We start from the raw sequence: 26,980 nt of genomic DNA, 5'->3' as shown, positions 1-26,980 counted from the left end.
GCATCCCAAAGCTGGCCATTTCGGCCATTATGTCATTTTTTTCGTTGGTCTCAGGACCATTAGGATTCACACACCAAAATACCGGTCGCTGCCGGAAAGCCGACACCGTTGTCTGTGCAGACATAACGACAAATATGTCCCCCAAAATCATCCGCTATCCAGCACGGACGATCCTCTGAAACAAAACCGTTACACACTCATTTTATAGACAGGGCCAAACACCGGTGAGTGACCGGATCATAGCGCATCAGGATGCCGCCATTCTAAACAGTATCCCGACAGTCGTCTCCAAAGCTTCCGATGCCCATCGGATGTTCCGGATCCAGCCTGTCCCCCCAAGCGAGTGAATCGCTGAAACCTTGGTAGCAATTTCGTCCCCCTCCCAGCAACGAAACTATGCTGTTGACTCAGGCTTTGGGGATAAAGAATCTCTCGCGCTTGCAGCAGAAGCCGGGTTGGGGCCAAGAGAACAAAAAAGGCGCTGCAATCCTGCAACGCCTTCCAGATTTGTTAATTCAGATCTTGTCCGAACAGATGCCGAACGGTCACCGATTCCCGGGGGAGACCCAGAATTAGCCCAGCGCTTTGACGCGGGCGGACAGGCGCGAAACCTTGCGCGAGGCGGTGTTCTTGTGGAAAACGCCTTTGGTCACGCCGCGCATCAATTCGGGCTGAGCAGCGCGCAGAGCAGCAGTTGCTTCTTCTTTGTTGCCGGATTCGATTGCTTCTTCGACTTTACGCAGGAAGGTGCGGATGCGCGAACGACGGGCTTTGTTGACAGCGAAACGCTTTTCGTTCTGACGGGCGCGTTTTTTTGCCTGAGGCGAATTTGCCATGGTATTTGACCTTTGTATTCGGGTTCGATTTCTAAGCGCAATGCCAAGCCAACCCGGATCAGGTCACCGGTGTGATTCTAGCCAGAGCGGGCCGCACGCGCATGTATGGCCGGGTCTTTAGCCAACTTGGGCGCAATTGGCAAGCCGGGAACCGTTTTCGCCATTTCCGACCCCGAACGCAAAAGGGCAGACCCATCGGCCTGCCCCTCGGGATCGGAGATGTCCTGCGTCTTACTTGTCGCGGAACTGGGCCTGACGTTTTTCCAGAAAGGCCGCCATGCCTTCCTTTTGATCTTCGGTTGCAAACATCGAATGGAAAACCCGGCGTTCGAACAACATGCCTTCGCTCAGCGTCAGTTCGTAGCTGCGGTTCACCGCCTCCTTGGCGGTCATCGCGGTCAGCATGGATTTTTCGGCGATCTTCTGTGCGGCCCCCAGGGCCTCTTCGATCAGCTTTTTGGCGGGCACGACGCGCGACACCAGACCAGAGCGTTCTGCCTCTTCGGCATTCATGAAGCGACCGGTCAGGTTCATGTCCATAGCTTTGGACTTGCCCACAAAACGGGTCAGGCGTTGGCTGCCACCCATCCCGGCGATAACACCCAGGTTGATTTCGGGCTGACCGAATTTGGCCGTGTCCGATGCGATGATGAAATCGCACATCATGGCCACTTCGCACCCGCCGCCCAACGCATATCCGCTGACAGCGGCGATGATGGGCTTGCGGATGGCGGCGATACGATCATTGACGTCGGCGAACAGGTTGATCTTGGACACATCGACAAAGCTCATTGCCGACATTTCTTTGATGTCCGCACCAGCAGCAAAGGCTTTTTCGGATCCGGTCAGCACAATACAACGCACTTTGTCGTTGGCATCGGCTTCTTCCAGCGCGGCGCACAATTCGCCCAACAACTGGGTGTTCAGGGCATTCAACGCGTCGGGGCGGTTCAGCTTGATGAGGGATACGTGGTCCTGAATGTCGACGTTGATCGTCTCAAAGGCCATATTCACTGCTTTCGTTGTTCCGTTCAGGGACGATTCCTTATCACGCGACACATCTCGATCAAGCTATCTTTGGCATTGCGCGCAGTAGAAAGATGAGCGTCCGGATTGAGTGATTCTATCTATTGTCCCATCACAGCCATTCCGTTTGCAGGGGGCGCCTTCCCGTCCGTAAACATCAAAGGAATGTTGAAAATATCCAAGTTCTCCATCAGCTTGACGGAAATCCTTGAGCGAAGAACCGCCTGCTGCTATGGCGTCTTGCAGGACCGTTCGGATGACCGGAACCAGGCTGGCGACGCGGGTGGCTGAAATCTGCCCAGCTTTGCGACGTGGCGAAATTCCGCACCGAAACAGGGCTTCGCAAACGTAAATGTTACCAAGCCCCGAGACGATTCTTTGATCCAGTAACGCCGATTTCACCGGACTGTTCTTGTTTCGAAAGGAATCGATCAGATGTTGTTCGTGAAAATCATTGCCCAGTGGTTCGGGTCCCAGCACGGCCAACAGTTTGTGTTGATCGGCCGTGGCGGTGTCCAGCAGGTCCATCGCACCAAATCGGCGTGGGTCGTTGAATGTGATGCGCGCGCCATTATCCATGTCAAACACCACATGGTCATGTTTTTGCGCCTGGGGATGGTCGTGGACGAACTGCCCCAATGGATCGCCTGATACGGTCATCCGCCCCGACATGCCCAAATGCACCAGCAACGTTTCGCCTGAATCCAGGTCGGCAAGAATGTATTTCGACCGCCTCCGCAGCTGATTGACACGGGCACCGGTCAAACGATCTGCCATGCGGTTAGGAAAGGGCCAGCGCAGATCGGGGCGGTTGACCCGTGCCTGGGCTATGACCGCGCCTTCCATGGCCGGTTGCAAACCGCGCCGGACGGTCTCGACCTCGGGCAATTCAGGCATTACATGGCTCCTATCCAATGGGCCGCATTGTACCCGGCCTCCAGCAGCCTATAACAAGGGCGAAAATCCAGGAAACGGCAACCCGTATGACCGACAGATCCGACAATACCACCCATTTCGGGTTCGAAACCGTCCGCGAGGACGAAAAGGCCGGGCGCGTTCAGGGCGTGTTCAATTCGGTCGCGTCGAAATACGACATCATGAATGATGTGATGAGTGTCGGCATCCACCGTGTCTGGAAGGACGCGATGATGGATTGGCTGGCACCGCGCCCGGGACAACGTCTGCTGGACGTGGCTGGCGGCACGGGGGATATCTCGTTCCGGTTTCTGGAACGGGCCGGTCATGGACATTCTACGGTTCTGGACCTGACCGAACCCATGCTGGTCGAAGGGCGCAAACGTGCCGAAGCTGCCCGCATGGCCGACAGCCTGGATTGGGTCACCGGCGACGCCATGGCGCTGCCGTTCAAGGACAATACCTTTGACGTCTACACCATCTCATTCGGGATCAGGAACGTCACCCGCCCGCAGGACGCGCTGAACGAAGCGTTCCGTGTGCTGAAACCCGGTGGCCGCCTGATGGTGCTGGAGTTCAGCCAGTTGCCCAACGCGGCCATGCAAAAGGCCTATGATCTCTACAGCTTCAATGTGATCCCCCGCATGGGCAAATTGATTGCCGATGATTACGACAGTTACCAATATCTGGTGGAATCCATCCGCAACTTCCCCGATCAGGATACTTTTCTGGGCATGGTGCGCACTGCCGGTTTCGAAAATGCCAAGTATCGCAACCTGTCAATGGGCATTGCTGCCCTGCACTCTGGTTGGAAGATCTGACCCATGCGCGGACCCCATAACATCATTCGCCTGATCCGAACGGGCGCCACGCTGGAGCGCACCGGTGCCATGAATGTGGTGCTGGATGCGTTCGAGGCCCCCGCACCGCTGCGGTTCGTGGCGCATGCGCTGGGCTGGCCGTTCAAATGGCTGGGCTACAAGGGTGATCCCGACATGCCCCCCGCCACGCGGGCACTGACCGCGCTGGGCCCGGCCTATATCAAATTCGGTCAGGTGCTTTCGACCCGCCCCGACGTTGTGGGCGACGATCTGGCCCAGCAGCTGCGGGTGCTTCAGGACAAATTGCCCCCCTTTTCCAAGGCCGAAGCCATGGCCGAAGTCGAAAAGGAACTGGGTGTCCCGGTTGACCAGCTGTTTTCCGAATTCAGCGAACCGATTGCGGCGGCGTCAATTGCCCAGGTGCATCGGGCCCGCCTGGCGGACACAGGACAGGACGTCGCCGTCAAGGTTCTGCGCCCCGGCATCGAAAAGGCGTTCAAAAAGGACGTTGATGCGTTCTATTTTGCAGCCCGGATTGTTGATCTCTTTGCCCCCGGCGCGCGGCGGTTGCGGCCCATGGATGTCATCGAGCATTTCGATGGCGTGGTACAGGGTGAGCTCGACTTGCGATTGGAGAGCGCGGCAGCGTCGGAATTCGCCGCCAATACGGTCAATGACGCCGGATTCCAATTGCCGCCGATCCTGTGGAATCTGTCTGCCCGCCGCGTCATGACGCTGGGCTGGGCTGATGGTGCGCCTTTGGGGGACAATGATGCGCTGGATGCGGCGGGCCATGATCGACGCGCGCTGGGCGAACGGGTGCTGTCGCTGTTTCTGAACCACGCGCTGCGCGACGGGTATTTCCACGCGGACATGCACCAGGGCAATCTCAAGGTCGCCCCGAATGGTGACATCATCGCCTATGATTTTGGTATCATGGGTCACATCGACGAATACACGCGCCGGGTCTATGCCGAAATCCTGTTTGGGTTCATCCGGCGCGATTACAAACGCGTTGCCGAGGTGCATTTCGAAGCCGGTTATGTCCCTGCCAACCGCGACGTGGACGAATTCGCCCGTGCTCTGCGCGCTGTGGGCGAGCCGATCTTTGGCATGGATGCAGACCATATTTCCATGGGACGGCTGCTGAATTACCTGTTCGAGGTCACCGAACGCTTTGGCATGGAAACCCGGACTGAACTGATCCTGTTGCAACGCACCATGGTTGTGGTCGAAGGGGTGGCACGTTCGCTCGATCCGCGGATCAATATCTGGGAAGTCGCCCATCCCGTTGTCGAAGACTACATAAAAGGGTCAATCGGCCCGCGTGCCATTGCATCGGACTTGTTCACGGTGGCCAAGGTTCTGGCCCGCTTTGGCCCCCGCTTGCCCGCGTTGGTCGAACAGGCGCTGATTGCCCAATCCAACCCCAAAGACGCGTCTGACACAGGGTTCACAAGCCGATGGAAACCGGCCCTGATTGGCGTCGGGGTTGGGGCCGCAATCGCGGCGATCATTTCTCAGGTGATTTGACGTCACAGCGTGCTAGGGTTCGACCATGGTACGCAAGAACCCATATCGCCCATTTGTTCCCGACCCGGAACAAATGGCGCTTTGGCCCGACCTCAGCGGCAATGCGGTCAACGGGCTGGGTGAAACGGTTCCGCGTCCGGCGCGCATGGTCTATTGGGCACCGGACCCTGGCGATATCCCGCACGGTGATCTTCAGCTGTATTTCTATGCCCAATCGGCGCGGGATCCCCGGTTTGCCGAGGCCAGAGTCGGCCGGCAGGCGGTTCTGGATGCGCCGCTCCCGGCTGTTGCGGACCAGACGGTTGCACGCTCGCAGCAGGACTGGTCCACGGGTCTGGCGACCTTTGTTGCGGATGGGGTGTGCGAATTGATCGGGGTTGCCGAAATCGATCCGGACTGGATCGTTGATGGGCATGACATCACCTTGCCTCGGGTGATCATGCTGGGTGTGCACCACGATTATGACGCGCTGAAAACCGCCCCCGATGCCGTGGCGGGCCTGGATGTGATGGAGCAATACCGCCGCGCTGCACTGGGTGCCAAGTCAATCGCTGGATGGTTGCGGACCCAAGGCTGGCAGGCGGACCCGCTCACTGGTCCCATGACCGGCGCACTGACCATGATTCCCCCGGCGTTGGCCTGCGGCTTTGGCGAATTGGGCAAACATGGCTCGATCATCAATCCGGATCTGGGCGCGGCGTTCCGCCTGTCGGCGGTGTTGACCGATGCGCCGCTTCCGGTCACCCCAGCGCAAAACCACGGGATCGATGGGTTCTGTCAGAATTGCCGGATCTGCGAGGATGCCTGCCCGCCCCAGGCGCTCTCGGCAGACAAGCAAACCGTGCGCGGTGCTGATAAATGGTATGTCGATTTTGACAAATGCCTGCCCTTCTTCAACCAGCACCACGGCTGCGCAATTTGCATCGCTGTCTGTCCCTGGTCGCTCCCGGGGGTTGGCCCGAACCTGGCCGCCAAACTGGCGCGGCGCGCGCATAGAAACGCGGATCCATGACCCGCGCTCCTGCTTCTTTCTGGTCTAAAATACCTCGGGGGTGAATGGGCCAACGGCCCAGAGGGGGCAGCGCCCCCAACCCCCTAAATTCACAGGCGTTCGATGGCCAATGCAATCCCCTGGCCGCCCCCAATGCACATGGTAATCAACGCCTTGGACCCACCGATCCGCTCCAGCTCGTAGAGCGCCTTGATGGTGATGATGGCACCGGTTGCACCGACCGGGTGACCCAGGGCGATGGCGCCGCCGTTGGGGTTGACCCTGGCCGGGTCCAGACCCAGTTCCTTGTTTACGGCCAACGCCTGTGCGGCAAAGGCTTCGTTGGATTCAACAACGTCGAAATCGCTGGCCGACAGGCCGGTTTTGGCCAGCAGGTTCTGGACCGCCGGGACCGGGCCGATACCCATGACTTCTGGGCGGACACCGGCGTGGGCGTAGCCCAGAATGCGGGCCCGTGGCTTCAGGCCGGCCCGTTCGGCAGCATCCGCATTTGCCAAGACGATCGCCGCCGCACCATCATTAATTCCGCTTGCATTTCCAGCAGTTACGCGTCCGTCCTTTTTGAATACGGCGCGCAATCCGGCCAGCGCTTCGCCGGTGGTTGCCTTGGGGTGTTCGTCGACCTCAAACGGGACCATGTCGCGTTTGACCTTGACCTCGACCGGGGCGATCTGGCTTTGGAAATACCCGGCCTCGATGGCGGCGGCAGCGCGGGTCTGGCTTGCCATGGCGAAATCATCCATCTGCTGGCGGGTGATGTCATGTTCGTCAGCGACGTTTTCGGCCGTCACCCCCATGTGTCCGGTGCCAAACGGGCAGTTCAGTGCCCCCAGCATCATGTCCAGCGATTTGACATCGCCCATCTTGGCACCCCAGCGGGTTTGGGGGGTAATGAACGGGCTGCGCGACATGTTTTCGGCCCCACCAGTCAGGGCAAAGTCGGCGTCACCCAGCATAAGCGACTGAATCCCCGACACAATTGCCTGGGCACCGGATCCGCACAATCGGTTGACGTTCATCGCCGGGGTGCCGTTGGGAATGCCCGCCTGCATGGCGGCCACGCGGCTGAGATACATGTCGCGGGGTTCGGTGTTGATGACATGGCCAAACACCACGTGACCGATCTGGGCCGGGTCCACGCCCGCGCGTTCCATGGCCACCTGCGAGACCGTGGTGGCCAGGTCGATGGGGGCGGTATTGGCCAGGCTGCCGCCAAAGGTGCCGATGGCGGTGCGGGCGCCGTCCAGGATGACGATATCGGTCATGGTGTCTCTCTCCTCATGAGCATTTGGGCGTATTATGCAGATGCAGCATCTTCTGTCTTGTACAACGTGCCGTCACTGAAAACAGGGGGGGCACGATCCGTGCACCCTGCGTGCACCACCCGTGCACCGCCGCAACGCAGCATCATGGGCCGTGCGGGAGAATTGACAAATTGCCGCCAAAGGCGCAGGGAATCCACTATGACGGAACATTCTGACGACATCCTGACCCGCCTGCCTGCCCGCCTGAAAGAGGCGCGCCGCGCGCAGGGTCTATCGCTCGAGGCGGTGGCGAACCTGTCGGGCGTGTCCCGATCCATGGTCAGCCAGATCGAACGCGGCGAAAGCAGCCCGACCATCGCGACCCTGTGGAACCTGACCCGCGCCTTGCAGGTGGATTTTGCCGGGTTGCTGGATGTCGGCGACAGCCAGGACCGGATCGAGGTTTTGCGGGCCGTGGACGTGCCCAAGATCGAAAACATGGGTCAGGGGTGCCGCATCCGCATTCTGTCCCCCCCCGAAGAGGCCGGTGGGCACGAGGTCTATGACATAAGGTTCGATCAGGGCGGCGCGCTGAACAGCCAACCCCATACGCGGGGGGCCATGGAGCAGCTGACGGTGCTGGAGGGCAAAATCCATGTCCGTTCCGGCGCGGCCGAACACCAATTGCAGGCCGGAGACACCGCGCGGTACGCGGCAGATGTGGCCCATGCGATTACCGCGCCCGAAGGTGCAGCGCGGGTGTTTTTGATTGTGAAGAACGCCTGATCGGAGAGGCTATTGCGCATTTCTGAAGCCGACATGAAGTCATTTATCGAGTTGCTTGAGGAACTGGAAATGTCGCGAGTTCCGGATCGGGCTATTGTCCTAGTTAAGCGAAGCGCCGCGAACTGAGTAGACGGTTTAAGGCAGCCTATTCCAGACATGTTTTCGGCGGACAGTGAATGACACCAGAGTTGAAACAAGGCGTCAGGCATGGGCCACATGTCCAAACACTTCCCTGACATGATCGACCTTTGCTTCGATCCTGAGGGTACCAAACGGGACGGTTTCTGGTTGATGCACAGGTGCCGTGAGCGGGGCATTACGCCCGTCAAGGTGGCCGCTCTGGTCAGCTTCTGTGGCACCGGCATCGAGCAGGTCAATGCCTCCCCTGTTGCTCTTTTGCAGAAACGCATGGGGGCCTAAGTGTCCACTTCGGACACCCTTACCGTTTACAACCCTGAGTAATTCATTAAGAGCTCCCTGCGCCTGACGCTGGACATTCCTTTTGGAGCGTAAAAGCATGACCATCCACACCTTCGACAATCCAGCTTTCGTAGAGCCGCGTCCGCTTCTCCTGCGGCAGCACAACGTAGCGATCGCGTGGTCCCCCAAGTCTGCCTGCACCCACCTCGCGGTGTGGCACTTCCTGAAAGAAGGTCTCCTGCCTGCCTGCAATCACTTCCATTACTGGCCTCACCAATACCGCACACAGGTCTACTACAGGGGGTGGCAGTACCAGCAGCGCCTGCGTGAGATCTTCGACGCCAAGGGCAAAGGGTGGACGCTGGTCAGGTACACACGCAACCCGGCCCGCCGCCTTGTCTCGCAGTTCCGCCACGCTGTTCAGTTCAAACTGATCGACGAGCTGGTGAAAGCGAAGGTAGGGCATGACCCTGCTGTCGATGGGCTGTCCATGCAGGACTACTATCAGGCGTTGCTTGGTGAAGACCTGACTTGGTCCGGCGGTGCCGACGTGCATGTCAAAGAGCAACGCCACCCGCTCTGGTCATGGGGGTTCGACCGTGTGGTCACGATCAACATGGACGAGGTCAACCTTCTCGAAGCGACCCAGAATATGGAGCGAGAGCTTGGCATCGGGGTCGTGGACACCAATGCTCACCCCAAGTTCCAGCAGGTACGGAACATGCACCACGCTCAGGACTATGCATGGGAGGGCAATGATTACGAGCTGCTCCACCATCGGTTCAAGCGAGAACCGGGCGCGAATCGGTTCCCCAAGAGGTCGCTTGAGAAACTGGAAGCAACCCAGGTGATCTCTTGGGCTTTGTATGGGATCGACTACGCCGACACGCACACGGACGACATTAAACTGGAGGCTTGTGCGTGATGGATAGCAGCTATGGGCGATCCCGGATAGGACGCGGATTTGGGCACTCTCCCGCTATCAAACCCAAAGAAATGGGGGATCAAACCTAATGAATGCGAACACCTGGGTGGGGGTAAAGCCCCCTCCCGTGGGGAGGGTCGGGGGCTGGCCGGCGGTGCCGGGCTAAGGAAACCCTGTCACTTTACGAGACACAGCCGTTGAGTTTGACGGTGAGGTCCGGCTTGGCGTGATGTGTCGACATGCTGGGACCAATTCCACCTTTGCGGAAAATTTTCCGTGATGGGGGAAATCCTCTATTTCGGAATTTCTTCCGTTATGGTAGATGGTGACTCGAACACGGGAGCCACATCATGTCCGCAGCCTTTTTGAACGATATCTCTGCCACGTTGACCCAGATCGAACAGGACGGTCTGTATAAACGCGAACGCATGATCACCTCGCCCCAGGGGGGGGAGATCATGGTTGGTGACAGTCGGGTCATCAATCTGTGTGCCAACAATTATCTGGGGTTGGCGGATCATCCCGCGCTGATCGAAGCCGCGAAATCGGTGATGGAGCCCAAGGGGTTCGGCATGGCATCGGTGCGGTTCATCTGTGGCACGCAGGACATTCACCGCGAGCTGGAACAAAAGCTGGCCGATTTTCTGGGCAAGGATGATGCGATCCTGTTTGCCGCCTGTTTTGATGCCAATGGCGGGTTGTTTGAACCGCTGTTGGGTCCCGAGGACGCGGTGATTTCGGACAGTTTGAATCATGCGTCGATCATCGACGGGGTGCGGCTGTGCAAGGCGAAACGGTACCGGTATCTGAACAGCGACATGAACGATCTGGAGGCCTGGTTGAAACAGGCCCGCGAAGATGGCGCGCGTCACATCATGATCGCCACGGACGGTGTGTTTTCGATGGACGGCTATCTGGCCAAGCTGCCGGAAATCCGGGCCCTGGCCGACAAATACGACGCTGTGTTGATGGTGGATGATTGTCATGCCACCGGGTTCATGGGGCCGAATGGGGCGGGGACGCCGGATCATTTTGGTGTGGATGTGGACATCGTGACGGGAACCTTGGGCAAGGCATTGGGGGGGGCAATCGGCGGTTATATCGCCGGGCCGCAGCCAGTGATCGACCTGCTGCGGCAGCGGGCGCGGCCCTATTTGTTCTCTAATTCGCTGCCGCCCAGCATTGTGGCCGCCGGGATCGAAGCCCTGCGGTTGGTGGAAGAGGGGGCCGATCAGCGCGCCCAGCTGTTTGAAAATGCGCGCTATTGGCGGGCGGGGCTGGAGCGTTTGGGGTTTGATCTGTTGCCCGGTGAACACCCCATTATTCCGGTGATGTTGGGCGATGCCAAGTTGGCCCAGGAGATGGCATCGCAGCTGTTTGACGAAGGGGTGTATGTGTCGGGCTTTTTCTTTCCGGTGGTGCCCAAAGGGCAGGCGCGGATCCGCACCCAGATGAACGCGGCGCTGACCCGCGCGGAACTGGACCGGGCGCTGGCGGCGTTTGGCAAGGTGGGCAAGGCATTGGGGGTGATCACATGAGCCAGTCAGTTGCACGGCCGAACACCATGAAAGCGCTGGAGAAATCCCACCCGCAGGAAGGGTTGTGGATGGTGCGCGCGCCGGTGCCCGAGATCGGGCCTGACGAGGTGTTGATCCGCATCAACAAGACCGGGATCTGTGGGACCGACATCCATATCTGGAACTGGGATGACTGGGCGTCGGCCACGGTGCCGGTGCCGATGATCACCGGGCATGAATTCGCCGGTGAAATCGTCGAGATCGGGCGCGATGTCGACGGGTTGCAGATCGGTCAGCGCTGTTCCGGCGAAGGGCATCTGGTGGGGCATGACAGCCGTCAGGCGCGGTCGGGGAAATTCCATCTGGATCCGGGCACCCGGGGAATCGGGGTCAATGAACAGGGGGCCTTTGCGCAATACCTGCGCCTGCCGGCGTTCAACGTGGTGCCGTTGCCCGATGACATCCCGGACGAGATCGGTGCCATTCTGGACCCGCTGGGCAATGCGGTGCACACGGCGTTGTCCTTTGATCTGCTGGGCGAAGACGTGCTGATCACCGGGGCAGGCCCGATCGGGATCATGGCCGCCGCCGTTGCCCGGCACGCGGGCGCGCGACATGTGGCGATCACCGACATCAATGCCGACCGGTTGCAGCTGGCCCAGCATGTGGTGCCCACGGTGCGCGCGATTGATGTGACCCGCGAGGACCTGAATGATGTCATTGCCGAATTGGGCATGAAGGAGGGCTTTGACGTCGGGTTGGAGATGTCGGGCAGTCAGGCCGCGTTGGACCAGATGGTCGAGGCATTGGTGATGGGCGGCAAGATCGCCTTGTTGGGGATTCCGCCAGGGAAATCGCCGGTGGATTGGAGCCGCATCGTGTTCAAGGCCATCACGATCAAAGGCGTCTATGGGCGCGAAATGTTCGAGACCTGGTACAAGATGATTGCGATGTTGCAGAACGGTTTGGACGTTAGCAAAGTGATCACGCATCAGTTTGGAGTGGATGCGTTTGAGCAGGGGTTTGCAGCCATGAAGTCCGGGCGATCGGGCAAGGTTGTGCTGAACTGGCGGTAAGAAGGGGCGCTGCCCCTCTGCCCCGTTGGGGCATTCACCCCGAGGTATTTTGGACCAGAAAGAAGCAGGAACAGGCACATGGCGGTAGGGTCGATATTGGACGTGATCGGGGGCACACCGTCGGTCTGGCTGGACAGGATGGTTCGGGCGCGGGGGCTGGAGGGGCGCATTCTGGCCAAGCTGGATTATCTGAATCCGGGGTTTTCTAAAAAGGATCGCGCGGCCAAGGGCATCATTGAGGAGGCCGAGGCCAGCGGAGCGTTGCGTCCGGGCCAGACGGTGGTCGAGCTGACCAGTGGCAATATGGGCACCGGTCTGGCCATCGTCTGTGGGATCAGGGGCTATCCCTTTGTCGCGGTGATGAGCCGGGGCAATTCTGTGGAACGCGCCCGGATGATGGCGGCGTTGGGGGCCGAGGTTGTTCTGGTGGATCAGGTGGCCGGGTCGGTCCCGGGCGAGGTTTCGGGCGCGGATCTGGCCGAAGTGGATCGTGTCGCGCGCCAGGTTGCCGCTGACAGGGATGCGTTCCGCGCGGATCAATTCGAACGCTCCGGGAATGCGGCGGCACATTTTGCCACCACCGGACCCGAGTTGTGGGCCGATTCCGACGAAAGCCTGACCGCATTTGCGGATTTTGCCGGGTCAGGGGGAACCTTTGCCGGGACGATCCGGGCGCTGCGCGCGCGGGATCCGGGGATCCGGGGGTATCTGGTCGAGCCGCAGGGGGCTGCGGTATTGTCCGGGGCGGCGGCGCAGGCACCGGGACATCCGATTCAGGGTGGAGGGTATGCAATGCCTGATCTGTCGCTGTTGCAGGGCGTGCAGGCAGATGGATTCCTGCAGGTGTCCGGCGAACAGGCGCGACAGGCCACGCGGGCCCTGGCGCGGGAAGAGGGGATCTTTGCCGGGTTTTCCGCCGGGGCCAATGTGGCGGCGGCGCTGGATCTGTTGGCGGGGCCGCAAAGGGGCGGCGTTGTCGGGGTCGTTATCTGTGACAGCGGGTTGAAGTATCTGTCCACGGATCTGTGGGGTTAGACCTGAGTTGGCCGTATGCCCGCAGTGCGCAGCACTGCCCGGCCCAACGCTTTGAGGGTGCGTCAGCACACGACAAAGGGGCGGGAGCGCCACGGTGCTCTGGGAGCGGGCGTTCAGGGCAGGAGCGGGACGCGGCCGTGGTCCGTCAACAGGGCACAGCTGCGCCCTTCGAAGACCGCGCAGGCCAGCGGGTGGCCATAGCCGGCCCCCTGATCCAGGTTGACGCGGTTGCCCCGGTGTTCGGCCTGTTTGGCGGGGGTGTGCCCGTGTACGACCAGCCAGGGGTGCACCGTCTGGTCGTTTAGAAAATCGTGACGGATCCAGATCAGATCATCTTCGGTTTGATCTGCCAGCGCGATGCCCGGGCGAATGCCGGCATGGACAAACAGCAGCTCGCCGTCCTGGTGATAGGGTTTCAGGCTGTTCAGGAAATCGACATGGGCGCGGGGCACGGCGGCGCGGGCCTGGGCGTGGATCCGAAAGATCCTGTCGCCGTCCCCGACCGGCACCCCATAAGAGGCCAGGGTTTCAACACCACCCAGCCGATCATGCAACCAGTGATAGCCCACCAGCAATTGGGAATCATTGCGCGGATACTCTTCGACGAACATGGAAAACATGCGGTCGTGGTTGCCCAACAGCATGGTCCAGTCGCGCCCCTCCTGTTGGCCCTGGATCAGGCGGTCAATCACACCGCGGCTGTCCGGGCCGCGATCTGTGTAATCGCCCAGAAACACGACCCGGGCGTCCGGGCCGCCATCCGTTTCGATCCGGGCCAGGGCGGTGTCCAGCATGTCGCGCTGTCCGTGGATGTCTCCGATTGCATAGATTGGGCGTGTCATGGGGGCTCCGGTCTGATCTGCGCCCTTGATGCCCCAGCGGTGCGGTCATGAAAAGGGGTATGGGCGCTATCGGGCGTCACGGGCGTCGAGCGGGGTCAGAAGATGGGCGATCTGGTCCCGTAGCCAGCGGTGACCGGGCGTGTTTGTCGAGCGTTTGTTCCAGATCATCACGATGTGTGCCGCAGGCATAGGCATTGGCGGGTGAAACACATGCAGCCCGATCTGGGGGGCCAGCCGGTCGGCCAGTTGCTGTGGGATCATGGCGATTAGGTCGCTTTGGGCCACAGAGGTGCAGATTCCCGCGAAGGTCGGCATTGTCATGACCACCTGACGGCTGCGCCCGATGGCGGTCAGCGCATGATCACCCAATCCGGCAAAATCCCCTTCGGGTGAGAACAGGATGTGGTTCAGGTCACAAAATTGGTCCAGCGACATATGGGACTCTGATGTGGCGGACAGTTGTGGGTGGCCGCGGCGCGCAATCACCCGAAACTCGGACCGGAACAGCGGGCGTGTTTCGATCCAGTCGGGAAATTGCGTATCCGGGACCAGGGCGATGTCGACATTGTAGTGGTCTATGGCATCGGTGAAACGGTCCGGAACCACATCGACCATCTGGATCCGCATTCCGGGGGCGTGGTCGGACAGGTGGCGCGCCAATTGCGGCAGCAGCATTTCGGCAAAAAAATCGCTGCCCGAGATCTTGAAGTCTTCGGCCGAGCGGGCCGGGTCATAGGTGTCGCGGGGGGCCAACAGCATTTCGGTCTGTGCCAGAACATCACGCAGGGGATCGCGCAGCGAAGTGGCCAGATCGGTCGGTACCAATTGGCGGCCCTGACGGATGAACAGCGGATCCTGCAGCGCATGTCTGAGACGTGCCAGAGCCGCCGAAACGGCGGGTTGCGACAGGCCGATTTTCTGTCCGGCCAATGTGGTGGAATTGGTTTCCAGCAGGGCGTCGAACACCCGCAAGAGATTGAGATCGAAGGATCTGAAATTCATACTGTAAATTGATACTATCAGATCTATCTATTTTCCATATTTCATTTCTATCCCCAAACTACTGACCCAGAAGAGCATCAAAGCTCTGGCGGAATGGGAGGGACGGATGAAAGGTATTGCATTGGTATTCATGGCGCTGGCGGTGATCACCGCATTGATGGGCATGGCGTGGGGCATTCAGATGGCGGCCAGCCAGGACCACACGTTGTCCCCGGCGCATGGGCATTTGAACCTGCTGGGATGGGTCAGCTGTGCGATCTATGCGTTTTATTACCACTTGATGCCGCGCGCTGCGGACAGCGGGTTGGCCAAGCTGCATTTTGCGCTGGTGCTGGCATCGCTGGTGGTCAGCATTCCCGGCATCGCCATGGCCATACGGGGGCAGACCGAAGCCCTGGCCAAGGGCGGGTCGCTGATCATCGTGGCGTCGATGTTGGTGTTCGGGCTGATTGTCCTGCGGTCGGCAAAACAACCAGCCTGAAGCGGGGGCGCGTCGGCGTCAGGCCGTGAGCGCCGCGCCGGGACGGATCGCGCCACAGGTCACACCGCGCCGGTTCAGGATCGGTGGGGACATGTATTGCTGCGCCGCCGGGTGATTGGGGTCCAGAACCCCCAGGCCGACCAGAATCGTGGCAATGGCGCATTCGCTGGCGCGGGTGGCCCCGTCGATGATCTTGACCGCGACGCCCATGCGTTTTTCGGGGATGATGGCGATGAACACGGCTTCGGCACCGGTCTTGATCGCCACGCGCCCGTCCATGGCACGCATCAGATTGGTGCAGGCGCGGCCTTCGCCCGCGACCAGGTCGGGGTGTTTCATCATGGCCGCGGCCAGGGATTGCGCGGCGGTCGAGGCACGGTCAGAGCGATCGGCGGCCGAGGCAAACCACGCCATTGAACGGGCCAGCCCGGTGACAGTGGTGGCAAAATTGGGGGCTGAACAGCCGTCAAAGCCAAAACCGGGGCTGTCCATGCCGGTTGTTTCCTCGAAGGCGGTCAGGGCGGCCTGTTGGACCGGGTGATCCATGGCAATATATTCAGGACCGGCCCCCATGTGTTGGGTCAGCGTGAGGAACCCGGCGTGTTTGCCCGAGCAGTTGTTGTGCATCTGGCAGGGGCTTTGATCGGTTTTGATCAGATGGCGATGGGCGTCCGGGTCATCGGGGTCCTGGGGACCACAGCGAAAGTCGTCATCCCCCAGCCCCAGCTGATCCAGCCAGGCGCTGACGCGGGTGGTGTGAATGGCCGCGCCATTGTGCGAGGCGCAAGCCAGCGCCAGCTGTTCGCTGGTCAAGCCGTATTTGTCCGCCGCCCCCGAGGTCACCAATGGCAGGGCCTGAATCATCTTGGCCGAGGAGCGCGGATAGATCAGCGCGTCCGGATTTCCCCAGGATCGCACGATTTGGCCGGTGTCATCACAGATCACCGCGTGGCCGGAATGCACGCTTTCCAGAAAGGGGCCACGCCAGATTTCGGCCATGGGGACCGGTTGCGGGACATTTTGGGTCATGTTTTGCCTCACTTCTTGGCGAAATCCTGCCAATCGCTCTTTCGCACATGGCGCAAACTAAGTTAGTGTGGTTGTGTCGGCAAGCGACGGAGTGCGACAAGAGAGACGGCGAAGGCAACGCTGCGCGCGCTTCTGAAGATTGAGGTTAAGGACAGTCTGGAGTCTGGACAAATGGCATCGCTACTCGCCCGCATAGCCGCGGGCCTGTGTTTGGCCGGGATGGCCACTATCGCATCCGCACAGGATCAAAGCACCAACCGGGTCGCCGCCAAGACGGACTGGAGTGTGTTCGTTGAGGACAACCCCACCGAATGCTGGAGCGTTTCGGCCCCCAAGGAAACCGTGAACACCCGTGGTGGCCGTGTGGTTGCCGTACGGCGCAGCGACGTGTTGCTGTTCGTGTTCTACCGGCCCGGTGCCGGGGTCAAAGGTCAGGTGACCTTTACCGGCGGATATCCGTTTGCGCCGGGATCGACCGTCAACATGGCGATCGGTGACGACGAATATGAATTGTTCACCGAAGGGGAATGGGCCTGGCCCGCGACCAAGGCCGATGATTCCAAAATCATCGCGTCGATGAAACGCGGAGCCCAGGCAACGCTGACCGCGCGGTCCGCCCGGGGCACACAGACCCAGGATACATTTTCGCTGTTGGGCTTTACCGCGGCAGTGGACGACGCGTCCAAACGCTGCGGCGGCTGATCCACCCGATCGAGACCCCGCGTTATGCCAACCGCCCCAAGGGGCGGTTGTTTGCGTTTGGGCCGGTGTTACGGAACAATCGGGTCGCGCACCATGTCCAGATGCAGATCCGTCCCGGTATAGGGATTGGCGGCGATGACGACGTCGTTCAGTTCGACCCCCAGACCCGGTTCGGTCGACGGGATGACATAGCCGTCTTCCCAGGTGATCGTGGATTTCAGACATGACATATACGGCCCGTCAAAGGTGCCGATGCTTTCCAGAATCAGGAAGTTCGGGGAACAGGTTGAAATCTGGATATTGGCAGCGGCCACGACGGGCCCGCAATAGAGATGCGGGGCCAGTTGGGCCTGTCGGGTTTCAGCCATGGCGGCGATCTTCTTGGCCTCGAGCAGGCCCCCGACCCGGCCCAGATCCAGTTGCAGGATCGAGGCGGCTCCGGCCTCGAGAACCCGGGCGAATTCGTGTTTGGTGCAGAGCCGTTCGCCGGTGGAAATCGGCACCGAGGTAAAGCGGGCGACTTCGGCCATGTCGGCGGGGTTTTCCGGAGTTGTAGGCTCTTCGAACCACAGCGGTTCATAGGGTTCCAGACGGCGCGCCATGCGTTTCGCGCCCGAGACGGTGAATTGCCCATGGGTGCCGAACAGCAGATCGGCGCGGGTGCCGACAGCAGCGCGAATGGTTTTGACAAAAGCTTCGGAGCGTTCCAGATCTTCGAGCCGGGGTTGGTGGCCGTCATAGATCGTATAGGGGCCGGCGGGGTCGAATTTGACCGCAGTGAACCCCTGTTCGACACGTTTCAGGGCGACCTGGGCGGCGATGTCAGGATCGTTGTAGACGTTGGGCGTGTCTGGGTCGGGGTAAACGTCGCCGTCTTCGGGATAGAGATAGGTATAGCTGCGCAGACGGTCGTGGACCTTGCCGCCCATCAATTCGTACACCGGTTGACCGGCGGCCTTGCCGATGATGTCCCAACAGGCCATTTCCAACCCGCTGAGCACCCCCATCACCGTCACATCGGGGCGCAGCGTATAGCCCGCGCCATAGGATCGGCGCCAGAGTTTTTCGATGTGATGCGGGTTTTCGTTGTGGAATTGGCGGCCGAACATGTCGCGCGCCATGGCACAGCACAGATCCGGGCCAAAGGTGGCGTTGTAAATCTCGCCCACCCCGGTGATGCCGCAGGCGGTGGTGAGCCGGACAAAGATGAAATAGCGCCCGCCGTGGCGCGGCGGCGGGTTGCCAAAGACAAAGGTTTCGATCTTGTCGAGTTTCATGGGGAGGTCCTGTTGTCGGTTTGATCCATAAGGATGAGGTCAGCGGCACGGGCGGCCAGCATCATGGTGGGGGCATTGGTGTTGCCCGAGGTGATATTGGGAAAGGCCGAGGCATCAACCACCCGCAGCCCGCGTGTGCCATGCACCCGCAGGCGCGCATCCAGCACCGAATTGGTGGCATCCGTGCCCATGCGGCAGGTGCAAGTGGGGTGAAACACCGTGCCCGCGCGGGTGCGGAAGTTTTCCAACAGCGCGTCGTCGTCCATCGTCATGATATCCGGGTCGCGGCGTTCACGGGTGACGCGGGTGATCGCCGGGGTTTGGGCCAGCGATTGCAACAGGTGGCTGGCGCGGAGGACGGTGGCGCGGTCTTCGGGGGTCGACAGCGAATTGGGGTGGATCAGCGGGGCGTCGTTGGGGTTGGCCGAGCGGATTGTGATTTCCCCCCGGCTGGTTGGGCGGCAGGGTTGCACGCACAACAGGAAGCCGTTGTCGCGGTCGATCTGAGGTTTGCCGCTGGCCTGTGTCGAATAGGAGGCCGGGTTGCAATAGACCTGTACATCGGGCTGATCGGCACCGGCCGTGCGGGCAAAGCCGCTGCATTGGTTGACCGGAACCGCCAGAGGACCGCGCCGGGTCAGGATGTATGTCAGCCCGGCCCGCATCTGGCCCATCCAATTACCCAGTTTGGCGTTCAGCGTCGGTTCGTTGGCCCAAAAGAAATGCGACACCGCCAGATGATCCTGCAACCCCTGACCGACCTGGGACAGGTCGTTGTGCACCGCAATTCCATGGCGTTGCAACACGGCGGCGGGCCCGATGCCCGAATGCTGCAACAGCTGTGGTGAGTTGACCGCCCCGGCGCTGAGGAGGACTTCGCGCTGGGCGCGGGCGTGGTGTTTCTGTTGGCCCCGACGATAGCGCACGCCTGTGGCAGCGCCGTTTTCAATGACGATGTTTTCCACATGGGCGTTGCTGACGATCGTCAGGTTGGGGCGTGATTTGGCCGGGCGCAGGAACGCATCAGCCGAAGACCAGCGCATCCCGTTTTTGACGGTGCTGCGCACATGGGCCAACCCTTCGCCCGGGGGGGTGTTGGACGGGGTCGCGGGGGCGGCGTTCATATCGTCCATGGCGGGCCATCCCATGTCCTGGGCGGCGGACAGGAAATGGCGGGTGAACGGGTGCATGTGGTCGCGCATGTCCGTAACCCGCACCGGGCCATCGCCGCGACGGTGCCAACGCCCGTGTGCATCGTATTCGTCGTTGGATTCCAGAGCGTCAAACGTCTGGCGGACCGTGTCCCAACCCCAGCCGGTGGCCCCGGCGGTGTCCCAATCGTCGAAATCATGCGGCAACCCGCGCACATAGGCCATGGCGTTGATCGAACTGGACCCGCCCAGCACCCGGCCCCGGGGCCAATAGGCGGCGCGCCCGTCCAGACCGGGATCGGGTTCGGCGTCATAGCGCCAGTTCACCGCAGGGTCGGAAAAGGTGAACCCATAGCCCAGCGGCACCTTGATCCAGAACCGGCGATCTGTGCCGCCTGCTTCGATCAGCAGCACCTTGTGACGGCCACATCGGGTGAGTTTGTCGGCCAGAACACAGCCCGCTGATCCGGCGCCGACAATGATGAAATCATAAGAGGGAGAGGTGGACATTGGCGATGTTCCCGAGCCGTGGTTGGCGCAGACTGGGCAAAGGGCATCGACAAATCAAACTATCCATTTTACCCCTAAGGCATCATTTTCATTGCAGGTGTGCAAAATGTCCGATCTGCCCCATGTCACCTGGTTGCGTGCCTTTGAAACCGCGGCCCGACACAACAGTTTTTCCGCGGCGGCCGACGAGCTGAAGCTGACCCCGGCGGCGGTCAGTCAACAGATCCGTCTGTTGGAGAAACATCTGAACACCCAGCTGTTCGTGCGCCTGCCCCGTGGGGTGCAATTGACCAGCATCGGGCAGGCCTATGCCCAGACCATCCGCAAATCGTTCAATGAAATGATCGCCGCCACCACCGGGCTGTTTCTGGAAAAACGCAAACGGGTGGTGCGGGTGCGGGCGTCGATTTCCTGTGCTGCGCTGGTGATTGCGCCCCGGTTGGCGCAGTTTCAGTCTGCACACCCGGATATTCTGGTGCATCTGACCACGTCGATCTGGGCGGATCGGTTTGACGAGGACAATCTGGACATCGACATCCGATACGGGTTGGGCGATTGGAAGGACGCCCACACCACACATCTGGGGCATGAATCGGCGGTGCCGGTGTGCCATCCCGAATTTGCCAAATCGTTCGGAGCGGATCTGTCGATTGACCGGATGGCCCAGTCCAAAGTGGTCCAGATTGTCGGGTCGGAAACCGATTGGGGCAAGCTGGCAGAGTTGCACGGGCTGGAGTTCACGGCGGCGACCGATTGGATGCGCACGGATTCGTCGATCAACGCGTTGCAGATCGTGATGACGGGCGAAGGCGTGACCATGGTGCTGGACAGTTTTGCCCGGCAATATCTGGATCAGGGGCTGTTGGTTGCCCCGTTTGAATACAAGCTGCCCAAACGCCGGTCGCATTATCTGGTGGTCGAAGACCGCGCCGTGCAACGCGACGAGGTCGCGATATTCCGAAACTGGGTGATGGGGCTGTATCGGGTCGGGGTTTAGGCCCCCGTTGCCGGTCGTGTCGCTGGTCGTGTCGCTGGTCGTGTTGTTAGCCCCGGCATGGTCACGTCGCAGGCCGGTGTGCCGATCGCGCCGACACCAAATGTGACGACGCGATCGGCAGTGATCAACCGGCGACCTGGCGGTCGTAGTCTTCGCCGTCGAACCACCCCAGGGACGAGGTGATTTTCATATCGCCATCAAGCTCCCATTCTTCCCAGCCGCTCACATCAAGCGGGTTCCCCGTTTCGGCGTGATGTCCGGTGAAGGTCCACATGAAGATCACATGGCTGCCGGCGGCGCGAATGCCATCGTTTTTCAAAACCAGGTCGGGAACGTCGGTGTGAAACCCTGCGGCCATTTCGGTCAACGCGTCATGCCCGACAGACGGGTCGCCACGATTGATAACGATTCTGCTGCTGGCCGCATGGCAGTTGGCGACGTTTTCAGGCTGTTTTTAATTCCACGCGTCTGTGTAACGCGCAGCAAGGTCGTTTAAATCACTTTGACTGAATGACACTTTGAATTCCTCCCGGTTAAGTCCTTCAGCCTAGGGGATGCGCAGGGTTCGGACAAGACGGGGGAGCGGGGCCGGGGGGGGCGGGCGGGTTACCATGCGGTCCACAGCCCGATGGCACCCACCAGCAGCAGGCTGAGCGCCCAGACAGTGTCCATGTTTACCCATGTTCGGGAGAGGAATTTGAGACCCAGCCACGTGTAGGCCCCAATGGCCAGCAGGCCTCCGGACAGGGTCATTGCGACGGTGTGGACAACGGCCACCGACAGCGCCGTATCAATGTTGCTGGACATCAGTTCAGAGGCGGCCCTGTGTCCGCTGTCCAGTTCGTCAATCCGGCACAGCCCCAGATAGATGGGAACCAGCATCATGCCGGCCCCGTGGGCGGTGGCCGCAAGAAAGGACCACAGCGCCAGTCGGGTGGGTTTGATCCGGGCCAGAATCCGCGGGTGGCGGCGGTTGATCAGCAGGTACACACCAAATCCCATGACCAGGATCCCTGCCGCGATGCGGATTTCGCGTTGCCATTGGACCAGCCCGACCATCGCCGAGAACGGCAATAGAATCGCCGACATGGCCAGAAAATGACCCAGCGCCAACATCGCCAGCGCGCGGATCAGGGCACTCCGCCGCCCCTCCATCAGGGCTGCGGAAACGGATAGTGGCCAACCCATTCCCGGATTCACGCCATGATAGATCCCCGAGGCGATGACGGCCCACCAAAGGGCCGCCAAGGAGTGTTCCGCCCCCACGTTCAGGTGTTGGGATAGCAGAAGCTGTCGGTCGAACAATCACCGCCTTCCAGGCGGATCTGATGGCTGCGATACCCGTCCGGGAAGGCGACCCAGAAGTTTTCGTCCAGCGTCAGACCGCCAGAATCACCGGCATTCGCCATCACCATCGCAGCACCTCTTTCGCCGGGATAGAATTGATCGTCCCAGGTGGAATAGAGCGAGTTCGTCCAATACACGCGTTTGCCATCGCGGCTGATTTCGACCATCTGCGGGCCATAGCCGAATGTCTGTCCGTTCGGGTGCGGCGTCTTTTTGACGATGCCGCCGATTTCGACCTTGCCTGCCAACGTCGGGTTCATCGGGTCGGACACATCGTATTGATGCATTTCGCCGGTCCCCCAGCAGGCAACATAGAGAAACCGGTCATCCAGACTGAGGTCAATGTCGGTCACCAGCGGTGGCACGGCCTCGAACCCCTTGAGCAGGTCCGGCAGGTCGTCGGCTGCGGCGGGTTGGGGGTCGATGGTGATGGTTTTCTTGGCCTCGAATGTGCCGTCATCATTGCGCCACCACGTAAAGATTGCGCCCTGAAGGTTGGTTGTATCCACGACAACGCCGCAGAACCCGTATTGCTTGGCCGGGTCGTGTGCCGGGCGAATTTCCAGCGCCATCTGATGGTTTTCACCCAGATCAATCGTCTGGATATTCTTGCGCGCGCGCAGATCCCAGAAATGGATGCTGTGGCCGTATTTGTTGCTCAGCAGATCTTCGGCGACGATTCCGTTTTCGAACTGCGGCGGCAGGCCCCATTCCGAGCTGACCATGTAGTCGCGCGGCAGGTTCCACCAGAAATCGTAATGTTTGTCCTGAATGCCCCGGTCCATTTCATAGCGACCAAGGATTTCGAAGGTCTCGCAATCCATGATGAAAATGCCCGGAGGTCCGTCGGTGCCATCTTCGCCGCCGCCGCCCAGGGTGGACACGTAGATGCCTTCGGGACCGCAGTGGATGGTATGCGGACGCGAATAGCCGGTTTTTGCCCAGACTTCTTCGGGTTCGATGATCTTGTGAATTTTGGCGTTCAGGGGTTCCTTGACGTCGATGATGTAGATGCGGCTGGAGCGGATGCCGGGAATGATCAGATAGCGGCGTTCCAGAAAGGCATGGCCGGTCAGCGGGCTGAGCGCGGAAGAGCAGGCATTCCAGCCGAAATGGTGAAATTCGTCGCCGGTATTCGGCATCATCAGCGAATGAACAACCTGGCCATAGGTCCCTGATGTCGGGTCCACGTCCACAACTGCCAGGCCATCAGGTTGGGATCCATCCGGACTGAGCATCAGTGTGAAGGCAAGCTTTTCCACCGGAGCGGCCATGGCCAGCTTGGGTGTGGCGTGAAATGTCGGGTCGGGTCGCAAGTTCATTTCAATTTTCCTCCCTGGAAAAAATTGGTGATACGAACGGAGCTCGGAGAATACCTGCCTCTTGGAAATACCTTTTGTTCCAGTAACGACAAAATTGGACGGCCCGTCAACAAATTCGCGAAAAACGATTCATGAATGTGATGGGGCGCGCCTTTGACCTTTGTCCGCGTCGACCCGGGCAGCAGGCCCAGCAGATCGGGCCGTGTCGGGGTGGGGGCGCGGTCGGAAAAGAGTCTGAATCCTTTTGCTCTTGGTTCAGAATCCTATATAGAGGCGCATCCACCCGACAAAACCGGACCCTTTGCCATGACCGCCGATGCCCCAATTACCCAGGACGTTCTGACCCTGCCGCGCAAGATGCCGGAGGGAGGCAAGATCAACCTGGTTGGTCTGACCCGCGATGCGATGCGCGAGACGTTGATTGCCAATGGAACACCGGAAAAACAGGCCAAGATGCGGGTCGGCCAGATCTGGCAGTGGATTTACCAGTGGGGCAAGCGTGATTTTGGCGAGATGACCAATCTGGCCAAGGCGTATCGCGCCGATTTGGCGGAAAAATTCGTCATCGAGATCCCCGAAGTCGTCTCAAAACAGGTGTCAACCGATGGCACCCGCAAGTATCTGGTGCGGATCGCTGGCGGCCATGAGGTCGAAGTGGTTTACATTCCCGAAGAGGGGCGCGGGACGTTGTGTATCTCGTCGCAGGTGGGTTGCACGCTGACCTGTTCGTTCTGTCACACGGGCACGCAAAAATTGGTCCGCAACCTGAACGCATCCGAGATTGTCGGGCAGGTGATGATGGCGCGGGATGATCTGGACGAATGGCCGGTGCCCGGTGCGCCAAAGGACGAAACCCGACTGTTGTCCAACATCGTGCTGATGGGCATGGGCGAGCCGCTGTATAATTTTGACAATGTGCGCGACGCGATGAAGATCGCCATGGATCCCGAAGGCATCCAGCTGAGCCGCCGCCGGATCACCCTGTCGACATCCGGTGTGGTGCCGGAAATTGCCCGCACTGCCGAAGAGATCGGCTGTTTGTTGGCGGTGTCCTTTCACGCGACCACAGACGAGGTGCGGGACAAATTGGTTCCGATTAACAAACGCTGGAACATCGCGGCGCTGCTCGAGGTGTTGCGCGCCTATCCGCGGCTGACCAATTCCGAGCGCATCACGTTTGAATACGTGATGCTGGATCATGTGAACGACAGCAAGGAAGATGCCCAGCGATTGGTCGAGCTGATTGAGGGCATTCCTGCCAAGGTGAACCTGATCCCATTCAATGAGTGGCCCGGATCGCCCTATAAGCGGTCCTCCAACAACCGCATCCATGCCTTTGCCGATATCATCTACAAGGCGGGCTATGCCTCGCCGATCCGCACCCCGCGGGGGGAGGATATCCTGGCGGCCTGTGGGCAGCTGAAGTCGGCCACCGAACGGGCCCGCAAATCGCGCAAGCAGATCGAAGCCGAGACCGGTTTGAGCAATTGATCTGATCGGGAGGTGCGTGCAAGCACGCACCCTACGCCGGGTTGAGGGGAGATCAGGGATCGATTCTGAACCAGTCGCTGGGCAGGATGTCCGGGTTTGACAATTTGGGGTCTCCGAACCAGCGGGCTGGTCCTGCCACCCGTTTGCCCGGGTTGCGGTTCAGCCAGGCCGCCCACCAGGAAAACGAGCTGTTGCCGATGATGTTGTGTTGGCACATCGACATCAGGCGCATGTCTTCGTAATCGGCGTCCGGCCCGTTGAAATCCACGACCACTTTGTCGAAAGGCAGCGGCAGGTTGTCCTTGGCCCATTGTGGATCGTCGGAAAACACATAGACCGTCGGGTCGGTGTCCAGGCCCTGAACGATGCGGGTCAGGGCGGCCTCGTAATAGGATTGATCACACAGCACATGGGCGTTGAGTGTCAGGTAGTCACCACGCCGCACGTGCAGTGACACGGATGGGGTGGACGTGATCCGGTCGGCCATCGCGATGTTTTGCGGATCGCCGAGCAGGGGAAAGGTGAAATCGCGGCGGATCTGATCGGCGATATGGGCGAAGTAGGCTTCGCTTTGCCAGTATCCGTGCAGGTAACACCCGTCGTCATATCCGGTGATTGCGGCATTGTACCCCAACCCGGTTTCACGCCGAAATCGCGGTGCCCCGCCGGCTTTGCGCCACACCGCATAGCGCAGCGGGTTGTGGGTCTTGAGCGGGGGCAGGCGATCGGGGGCCACCAAAGGCAGGTCAAACACCCGCGTCAGCACGCCTTCGCCGTTGGCAATGGCCTCGCGGCTGTCCAGGGCGACCGGCACGCTGTGGCGCGCAGCCAGACCGGCGGCGGCAGCATATTGAAACATCTGGTTGCCGAGGCGGCCGTGAAGGCGGGTGGTGATCATCGGGGTGTCTTTGGCTGGGTGTGGTGTGACCTGTGTAGGCTGGACTGTCGCCCAAGGCCAGAGCATCGGCGAATTTCACCGATGCCGCGCGCGCCAGTGCGACAGCGGGCCAATGCCGAAATCATCGTCTGCCGGATCGCGGAGGGGGCTGAGAAACTCCAACGAATGGCCATCGGGGTCTTTGCAATAGACCGACGCGGCCGGCATCCAGCCGATCACCACAGGTTCGACAACCGGTTCAGCGTGAAACCCCAGGGGCTGAATGCCGCGCGCACCGAGCCGGTCCGGCAGGTCAACAAGCTCTGACAGAGCGAGTCGAAACGCAAAGTGCAGGGTCATGCGCAGCGGCCCGGCCTGACCGCCCCAAAGCCCCAGCATCCCCTGTTCCGGGCCAGCGACCCAAAGGAAGGCGACATTCCTGTCCGGGACAACGCGAGCCAGCTGTAACCCGATCCGGTCGCGGTAGAATTGGATCGAGCGATCAAGATCGGCAACAGGCAGGTGGGTTTCAAACAGGCCGGTGATGTTCGAGATGGCAGGCATGGGGCACGAATCCTTTGGGTAGCGTCAATGATGAGTCGGGGCCAGACTGGCATCTCAAGCCACCTTGAGATCAAGGGGGAAGGGGTTGACGGTGGTGGCGACATGACCGTAAACGGGGGCAGGGCCGGGTCCCTGCCGCTTGCGCGCCCTTTTGGCGATGGTGAAACCCGTTTGATATGACACCCTTCGTAGCTCTGAATGCAGGCATGCGACTGGATGGCAATGCAAGCTCCGTCTGACAC

The 26,980-nt window shown here is 60.4% G+C and carries 26 protein-coding genes and 1 pseudogene; 13 read left to right on the top strand and 14 right to left on the bottom strand.

Annotation, left to right across the window (positions count from 1 at the left end; translation table 11 throughout):
• Positions 1–572: 572 nt before the first annotated feature.
• The 3 genes from rpsT to mutM all read right to left on the bottom strand — a co-directional run bounded on the left by rpsT (position 573) and on the right by mutM (position 2,759).
• Positions 573–836, bottom strand: coding sequence for a 30S ribosomal protein S20 (gene rpsT / locus QEZ52_RS20650; RefSeq protein ID WP_406646758.1), 264 nt, complete (start codon positions 834–836; stop codon positions 573–575).
• Between the two features lie 231 nt (positions 837–1,067).
• The gene (locus QEZ52_RS20645) at positions 1,068–1,844 is read right to left on the bottom strand and encodes an acryloyl-CoA hydratase (RefSeq protein ID WP_406646757.1); all 777 of its coding nucleotides are present in this window, start codon (positions 1,842–1,844) and stop codon (positions 1,068–1,070) included.
• Between the two features lie 63 nt (positions 1,845–1,907).
• Positions 1,908–2,759: a bifunctional DNA-formamidopyrimidine glycosylase/DNA-(apurinic or apyrimidinic site) lyase gene (mutM, locus tag QEZ52_RS20640; RefSeq protein WP_406646756.1), complete on the bottom strand. Its 852-nt coding sequence runs from the start codon at positions 2,757–2,759 to the stop codon at positions 1,908–1,910.
• Positions 2,760–2,845: 86 nt separating this feature from the next.
• Between mutM and ubiE the strand changes: the two genes are divergently transcribed.
• Genes ubiE through QEZ52_RS20625 form a run of 3 tightly spaced genes read left to right on the top strand, consistent with a single transcriptional unit; the run spans position 2,846 to position 6,143 of the window.
• Positions 2,846–3,598 (top strand): bifunctional demethylmenaquinone methyltransferase/2-methoxy-6-polyprenyl-1,4-benzoquinol methylase UbiE, encoded by a 753-nt coding sequence (ubiE, locus tag QEZ52_RS20635; RefSeq protein WP_406646755.1) that lies wholly within the window; start codon positions 2,846–2,848, stop codon positions 3,596–3,598.
• A 3-nt stretch (positions 3,599–3,601) separates the two neighbouring features.
• Entirely contained in the window at positions 3,602–5,131 is a 1,530-nt protein-coding gene (gene ubiB / locus QEZ52_RS20630; RefSeq protein ID WP_406646754.1) for a 2-polyprenylphenol 6-hydroxylase, read from the top strand.
• Between the two features lie 25 nt (positions 5,132–5,156).
• Positions 5,157–6,143, top strand: coding sequence for a 4Fe-4S dicluster domain-containing protein (locus QEZ52_RS20625; RefSeq protein WP_406646753.1), 987 nt, complete (start codon positions 5,157–5,159; stop codon positions 6,141–6,143).
• A gap of 89 nt (positions 6,144–6,232) precedes the next feature.
• On the opposite strand, the gene QEZ52_RS20620 is transcribed toward QEZ52_RS20625, so the two are convergent.
• Positions 6,233–7,408 (bottom strand): acetyl-CoA C-acyltransferase family protein, encoded by a 1,176-nt coding sequence (locus QEZ52_RS20620; protein WP_406646752.1) that lies wholly within the window; start codon positions 7,406–7,408, stop codon positions 6,233–6,235.
• Positions 7,409–7,606: 198 nt separating this feature from the next.
• Here QEZ52_RS20620 and QEZ52_RS20615 point away from each other — a divergent pair, with 198 nt between their 5' ends.
• From QEZ52_RS20615 to QEZ52_RS20590, 6 genes are all read left to right on the top strand, one after another.
• The gene (locus QEZ52_RS20615; protein ID WP_406646751.1) at positions 7,607–8,173 is read left to right on the top strand and encodes a helix-turn-helix domain-containing protein; all 567 of its coding nucleotides are present in this window, start codon (positions 7,607–7,609) and stop codon (positions 8,171–8,173) included.
• Between the two features lie 216 nt (positions 8,174–8,389).
• Positions 8,390–8,593: a hypothetical protein gene (locus QEZ52_RS20610; RefSeq protein WP_406646750.1), complete on the top strand. Its 204-nt coding sequence runs from the start codon at positions 8,390–8,392 to the stop codon at positions 8,591–8,593.
• Between the two features lie 97 nt (positions 8,594–8,690).
• Positions 8,691–9,518, top strand: a complete 828-nt coding sequence (locus QEZ52_RS20605; RefSeq protein WP_406646749.1) for a hypothetical protein — start codon at positions 8,691–8,693, stop codon at positions 9,516–9,518.
• A 350-nt stretch (positions 9,519–9,868) separates the two neighbouring features.
• Complete coding sequence (locus QEZ52_RS20600) at positions 9,869–11,056, top strand: glycine C-acetyltransferase (RefSeq protein WP_406646748.1); 1,188 nt, start codon at positions 9,869–9,871, stop codon at positions 11,054–11,056.
• 26 nt (positions 11,057–11,082) lie between these two features.
• Positions 11,083–12,111, top strand: coding sequence for an L-threonine 3-dehydrogenase (gene tdh, locus QEZ52_RS20595; RefSeq protein ID WP_406650594.1), 1,029 nt, complete (start codon positions 11,083–11,085; stop codon positions 12,109–12,111).
• A gap of 78 nt (positions 12,112–12,189) precedes the next feature.
• Positions 12,190–13,146: a PLP-dependent cysteine synthase family protein gene (locus tag QEZ52_RS20590; RefSeq protein WP_406646747.1), complete on the top strand. Its 957-nt coding sequence runs from the start codon at positions 12,190–12,192 to the stop codon at positions 13,144–13,146.
• Between the two features lie 113 nt (positions 13,147–13,259).
• Here the strand turns inward: QEZ52_RS20590 and QEZ52_RS20585 are convergent, their stop codons facing one another.
• A complete protein-coding gene (locus QEZ52_RS20585; protein ID WP_406646746.1) occupies positions 13,260–13,988 on the bottom strand; it encodes a metallophosphoesterase family protein in 729 nt (242 codons plus the stop codon).
• Positions 13,989–14,054: 66 nt separating this feature from the next.
• Positions 14,055–14,990: a LysR family transcriptional regulator gene (locus QEZ52_RS20580; RefSeq protein ID WP_406646745.1), complete on the bottom strand. Its 936-nt coding sequence runs from the start codon at positions 14,988–14,990 to the stop codon at positions 14,055–14,057.
• Positions 14,991–15,096: 106 nt separating this feature from the next.
• On the opposite strand from QEZ52_RS20580, the gene QEZ52_RS20575 reads away from it, so the two are divergent.
• Positions 15,097–15,471, top strand: a complete 375-nt coding sequence (locus tag QEZ52_RS20575) for a hypothetical protein (RefSeq protein WP_406646744.1) — start codon at positions 15,097–15,099, stop codon at positions 15,469–15,471.
• An 18-nt stretch (positions 15,472–15,489) separates the two neighbouring features.
• Here QEZ52_RS20575 and QEZ52_RS20570 read toward each other — a convergent pair whose 3' ends face one another.
• A complete protein-coding gene (locus QEZ52_RS20570; RefSeq protein ID WP_406646742.1) occupies positions 15,490–16,500 on the bottom strand; it encodes an asparaginase in 1,011 nt (336 codons plus the stop codon).
• 171 nt (positions 16,501–16,671) lie between these two features.
• Between QEZ52_RS20570 and QEZ52_RS20565 the strand changes: the two genes are divergently transcribed.
• Positions 16,672–17,202, top strand: a complete 531-nt coding sequence (locus QEZ52_RS20565) for an invasion associated locus B family protein (protein ID WP_406646740.1) — start codon at positions 16,672–16,674, stop codon at positions 17,200–17,202.
• A gap of 68 nt (positions 17,203–17,270) precedes the next feature.
• On the opposite strand, the gene QEZ52_RS20560 is transcribed toward QEZ52_RS20565, so the two are convergent.
• The gene (locus tag QEZ52_RS20560; protein ID WP_406646737.1) at positions 17,271–18,479 is read right to left on the bottom strand and encodes a mandelate racemase/muconate lactonizing enzyme family protein; all 1,209 of its coding nucleotides are present in this window, start codon (positions 18,477–18,479) and stop codon (positions 17,271–17,273) included.
• On the bottom strand, positions 18,476–20,140 hold the full coding sequence (locus QEZ52_RS20555; protein ID WP_406646735.1) for a GMC family oxidoreductase: 1,665 nt from the start codon (positions 20,138–20,140) through the stop codon (positions 18,476–18,478). The genes QEZ52_RS20560 and QEZ52_RS20555 overlap by 4 nt, the downstream gene beginning before the upstream one ends.
• A 106-nt stretch (positions 20,141–20,246) precedes the next feature.
• Between QEZ52_RS20555 and QEZ52_RS20550 the strand changes: the two genes are divergently transcribed.
• The gene (locus tag QEZ52_RS20550) at positions 20,247–21,137 is read left to right on the top strand and encodes a LysR substrate-binding domain-containing protein (RefSeq protein ID WP_406646732.1); all 891 of its coding nucleotides are present in this window, start codon (positions 20,247–20,249) and stop codon (positions 21,135–21,137) included.
• 124 nt (positions 21,138–21,261) lie between these two features.
• On the opposite strand, the pseudogene QEZ52_RS20545 reads toward QEZ52_RS20550, so the two are convergent.
• The 3 genes and pseudogenes from QEZ52_RS20545 to QEZ52_RS20535 form a co-directional block, all read right to left on the bottom strand.
• Positions 21,262–21,573: pseudogene (locus tag QEZ52_RS20545) on the bottom strand (nuclear transport factor 2 family protein); the annotation flags it as partial.
• Positions 21,574–21,743: 170 nt separating this feature from the next.
• On the bottom strand, positions 21,744–22,325 hold the full coding sequence (locus QEZ52_RS20540) for a hypothetical protein (RefSeq protein WP_406650592.1): 582 nt from the start codon (positions 22,323–22,325) through the stop codon (positions 21,744–21,746).
• 80 nt (positions 22,326–22,405) lie between these two features.
• Positions 22,406–23,806, bottom strand: coding sequence for a selenium-binding protein SBP56-related protein (locus QEZ52_RS20535; RefSeq protein WP_406646730.1), 1,401 nt, complete (start codon positions 23,804–23,806; stop codon positions 22,406–22,408).
• A 306-nt stretch (positions 23,807–24,112) separates the two neighbouring features.
• Here QEZ52_RS20535 and rlmN point away from each other — a divergent pair, with 306 nt between their 5' ends.
• Complete coding sequence (rlmN, locus tag QEZ52_RS20530) at positions 24,113–25,297, top strand: 23S rRNA (adenine(2503)-C(2))-methyltransferase RlmN (RefSeq protein ID WP_406646728.1); 1,185 nt, start codon at positions 24,113–24,115, stop codon at positions 25,295–25,297.
• Between the two features lie 52 nt (positions 25,298–25,349).
• Here the strand turns inward: rlmN and QEZ52_RS20525 are convergent, their stop codons facing one another.
• Both QEZ52_RS20525 and QEZ52_RS20520 read right to left on the bottom strand, forming a co-directional pair.
• On the bottom strand, positions 25,350–26,195 hold the full coding sequence (locus QEZ52_RS20525; protein WP_406646726.1) for an alpha-1,2-fucosyltransferase: 846 nt from the start codon (positions 26,193–26,195) through the stop codon (positions 25,350–25,352).
• 75 nt (positions 26,196–26,270) lie between these two features.
• Complete coding sequence (locus QEZ52_RS20520) at positions 26,271–26,738, bottom strand: VOC family protein (protein WP_406646724.1); 468 nt, start codon at positions 26,736–26,738, stop codon at positions 26,271–26,273.
• Positions 26,739–26,980 lie beyond the last annotated feature (242 nt).

The organism is Aliisedimentitalea scapharcae (assembly GCF_045277565.1).
GTDB classification, from domain to species: domain Bacteria; phylum Pseudomonadota; class Alphaproteobacteria; order Rhodobacterales; family Rhodobacteraceae; genus Aliisedimentitalea; species Aliisedimentitalea scapharcae.
Note: the sequence above shows the minus strand (reverse complement) of the source record. Positions and strands in the feature narration are given on the sequence as shown.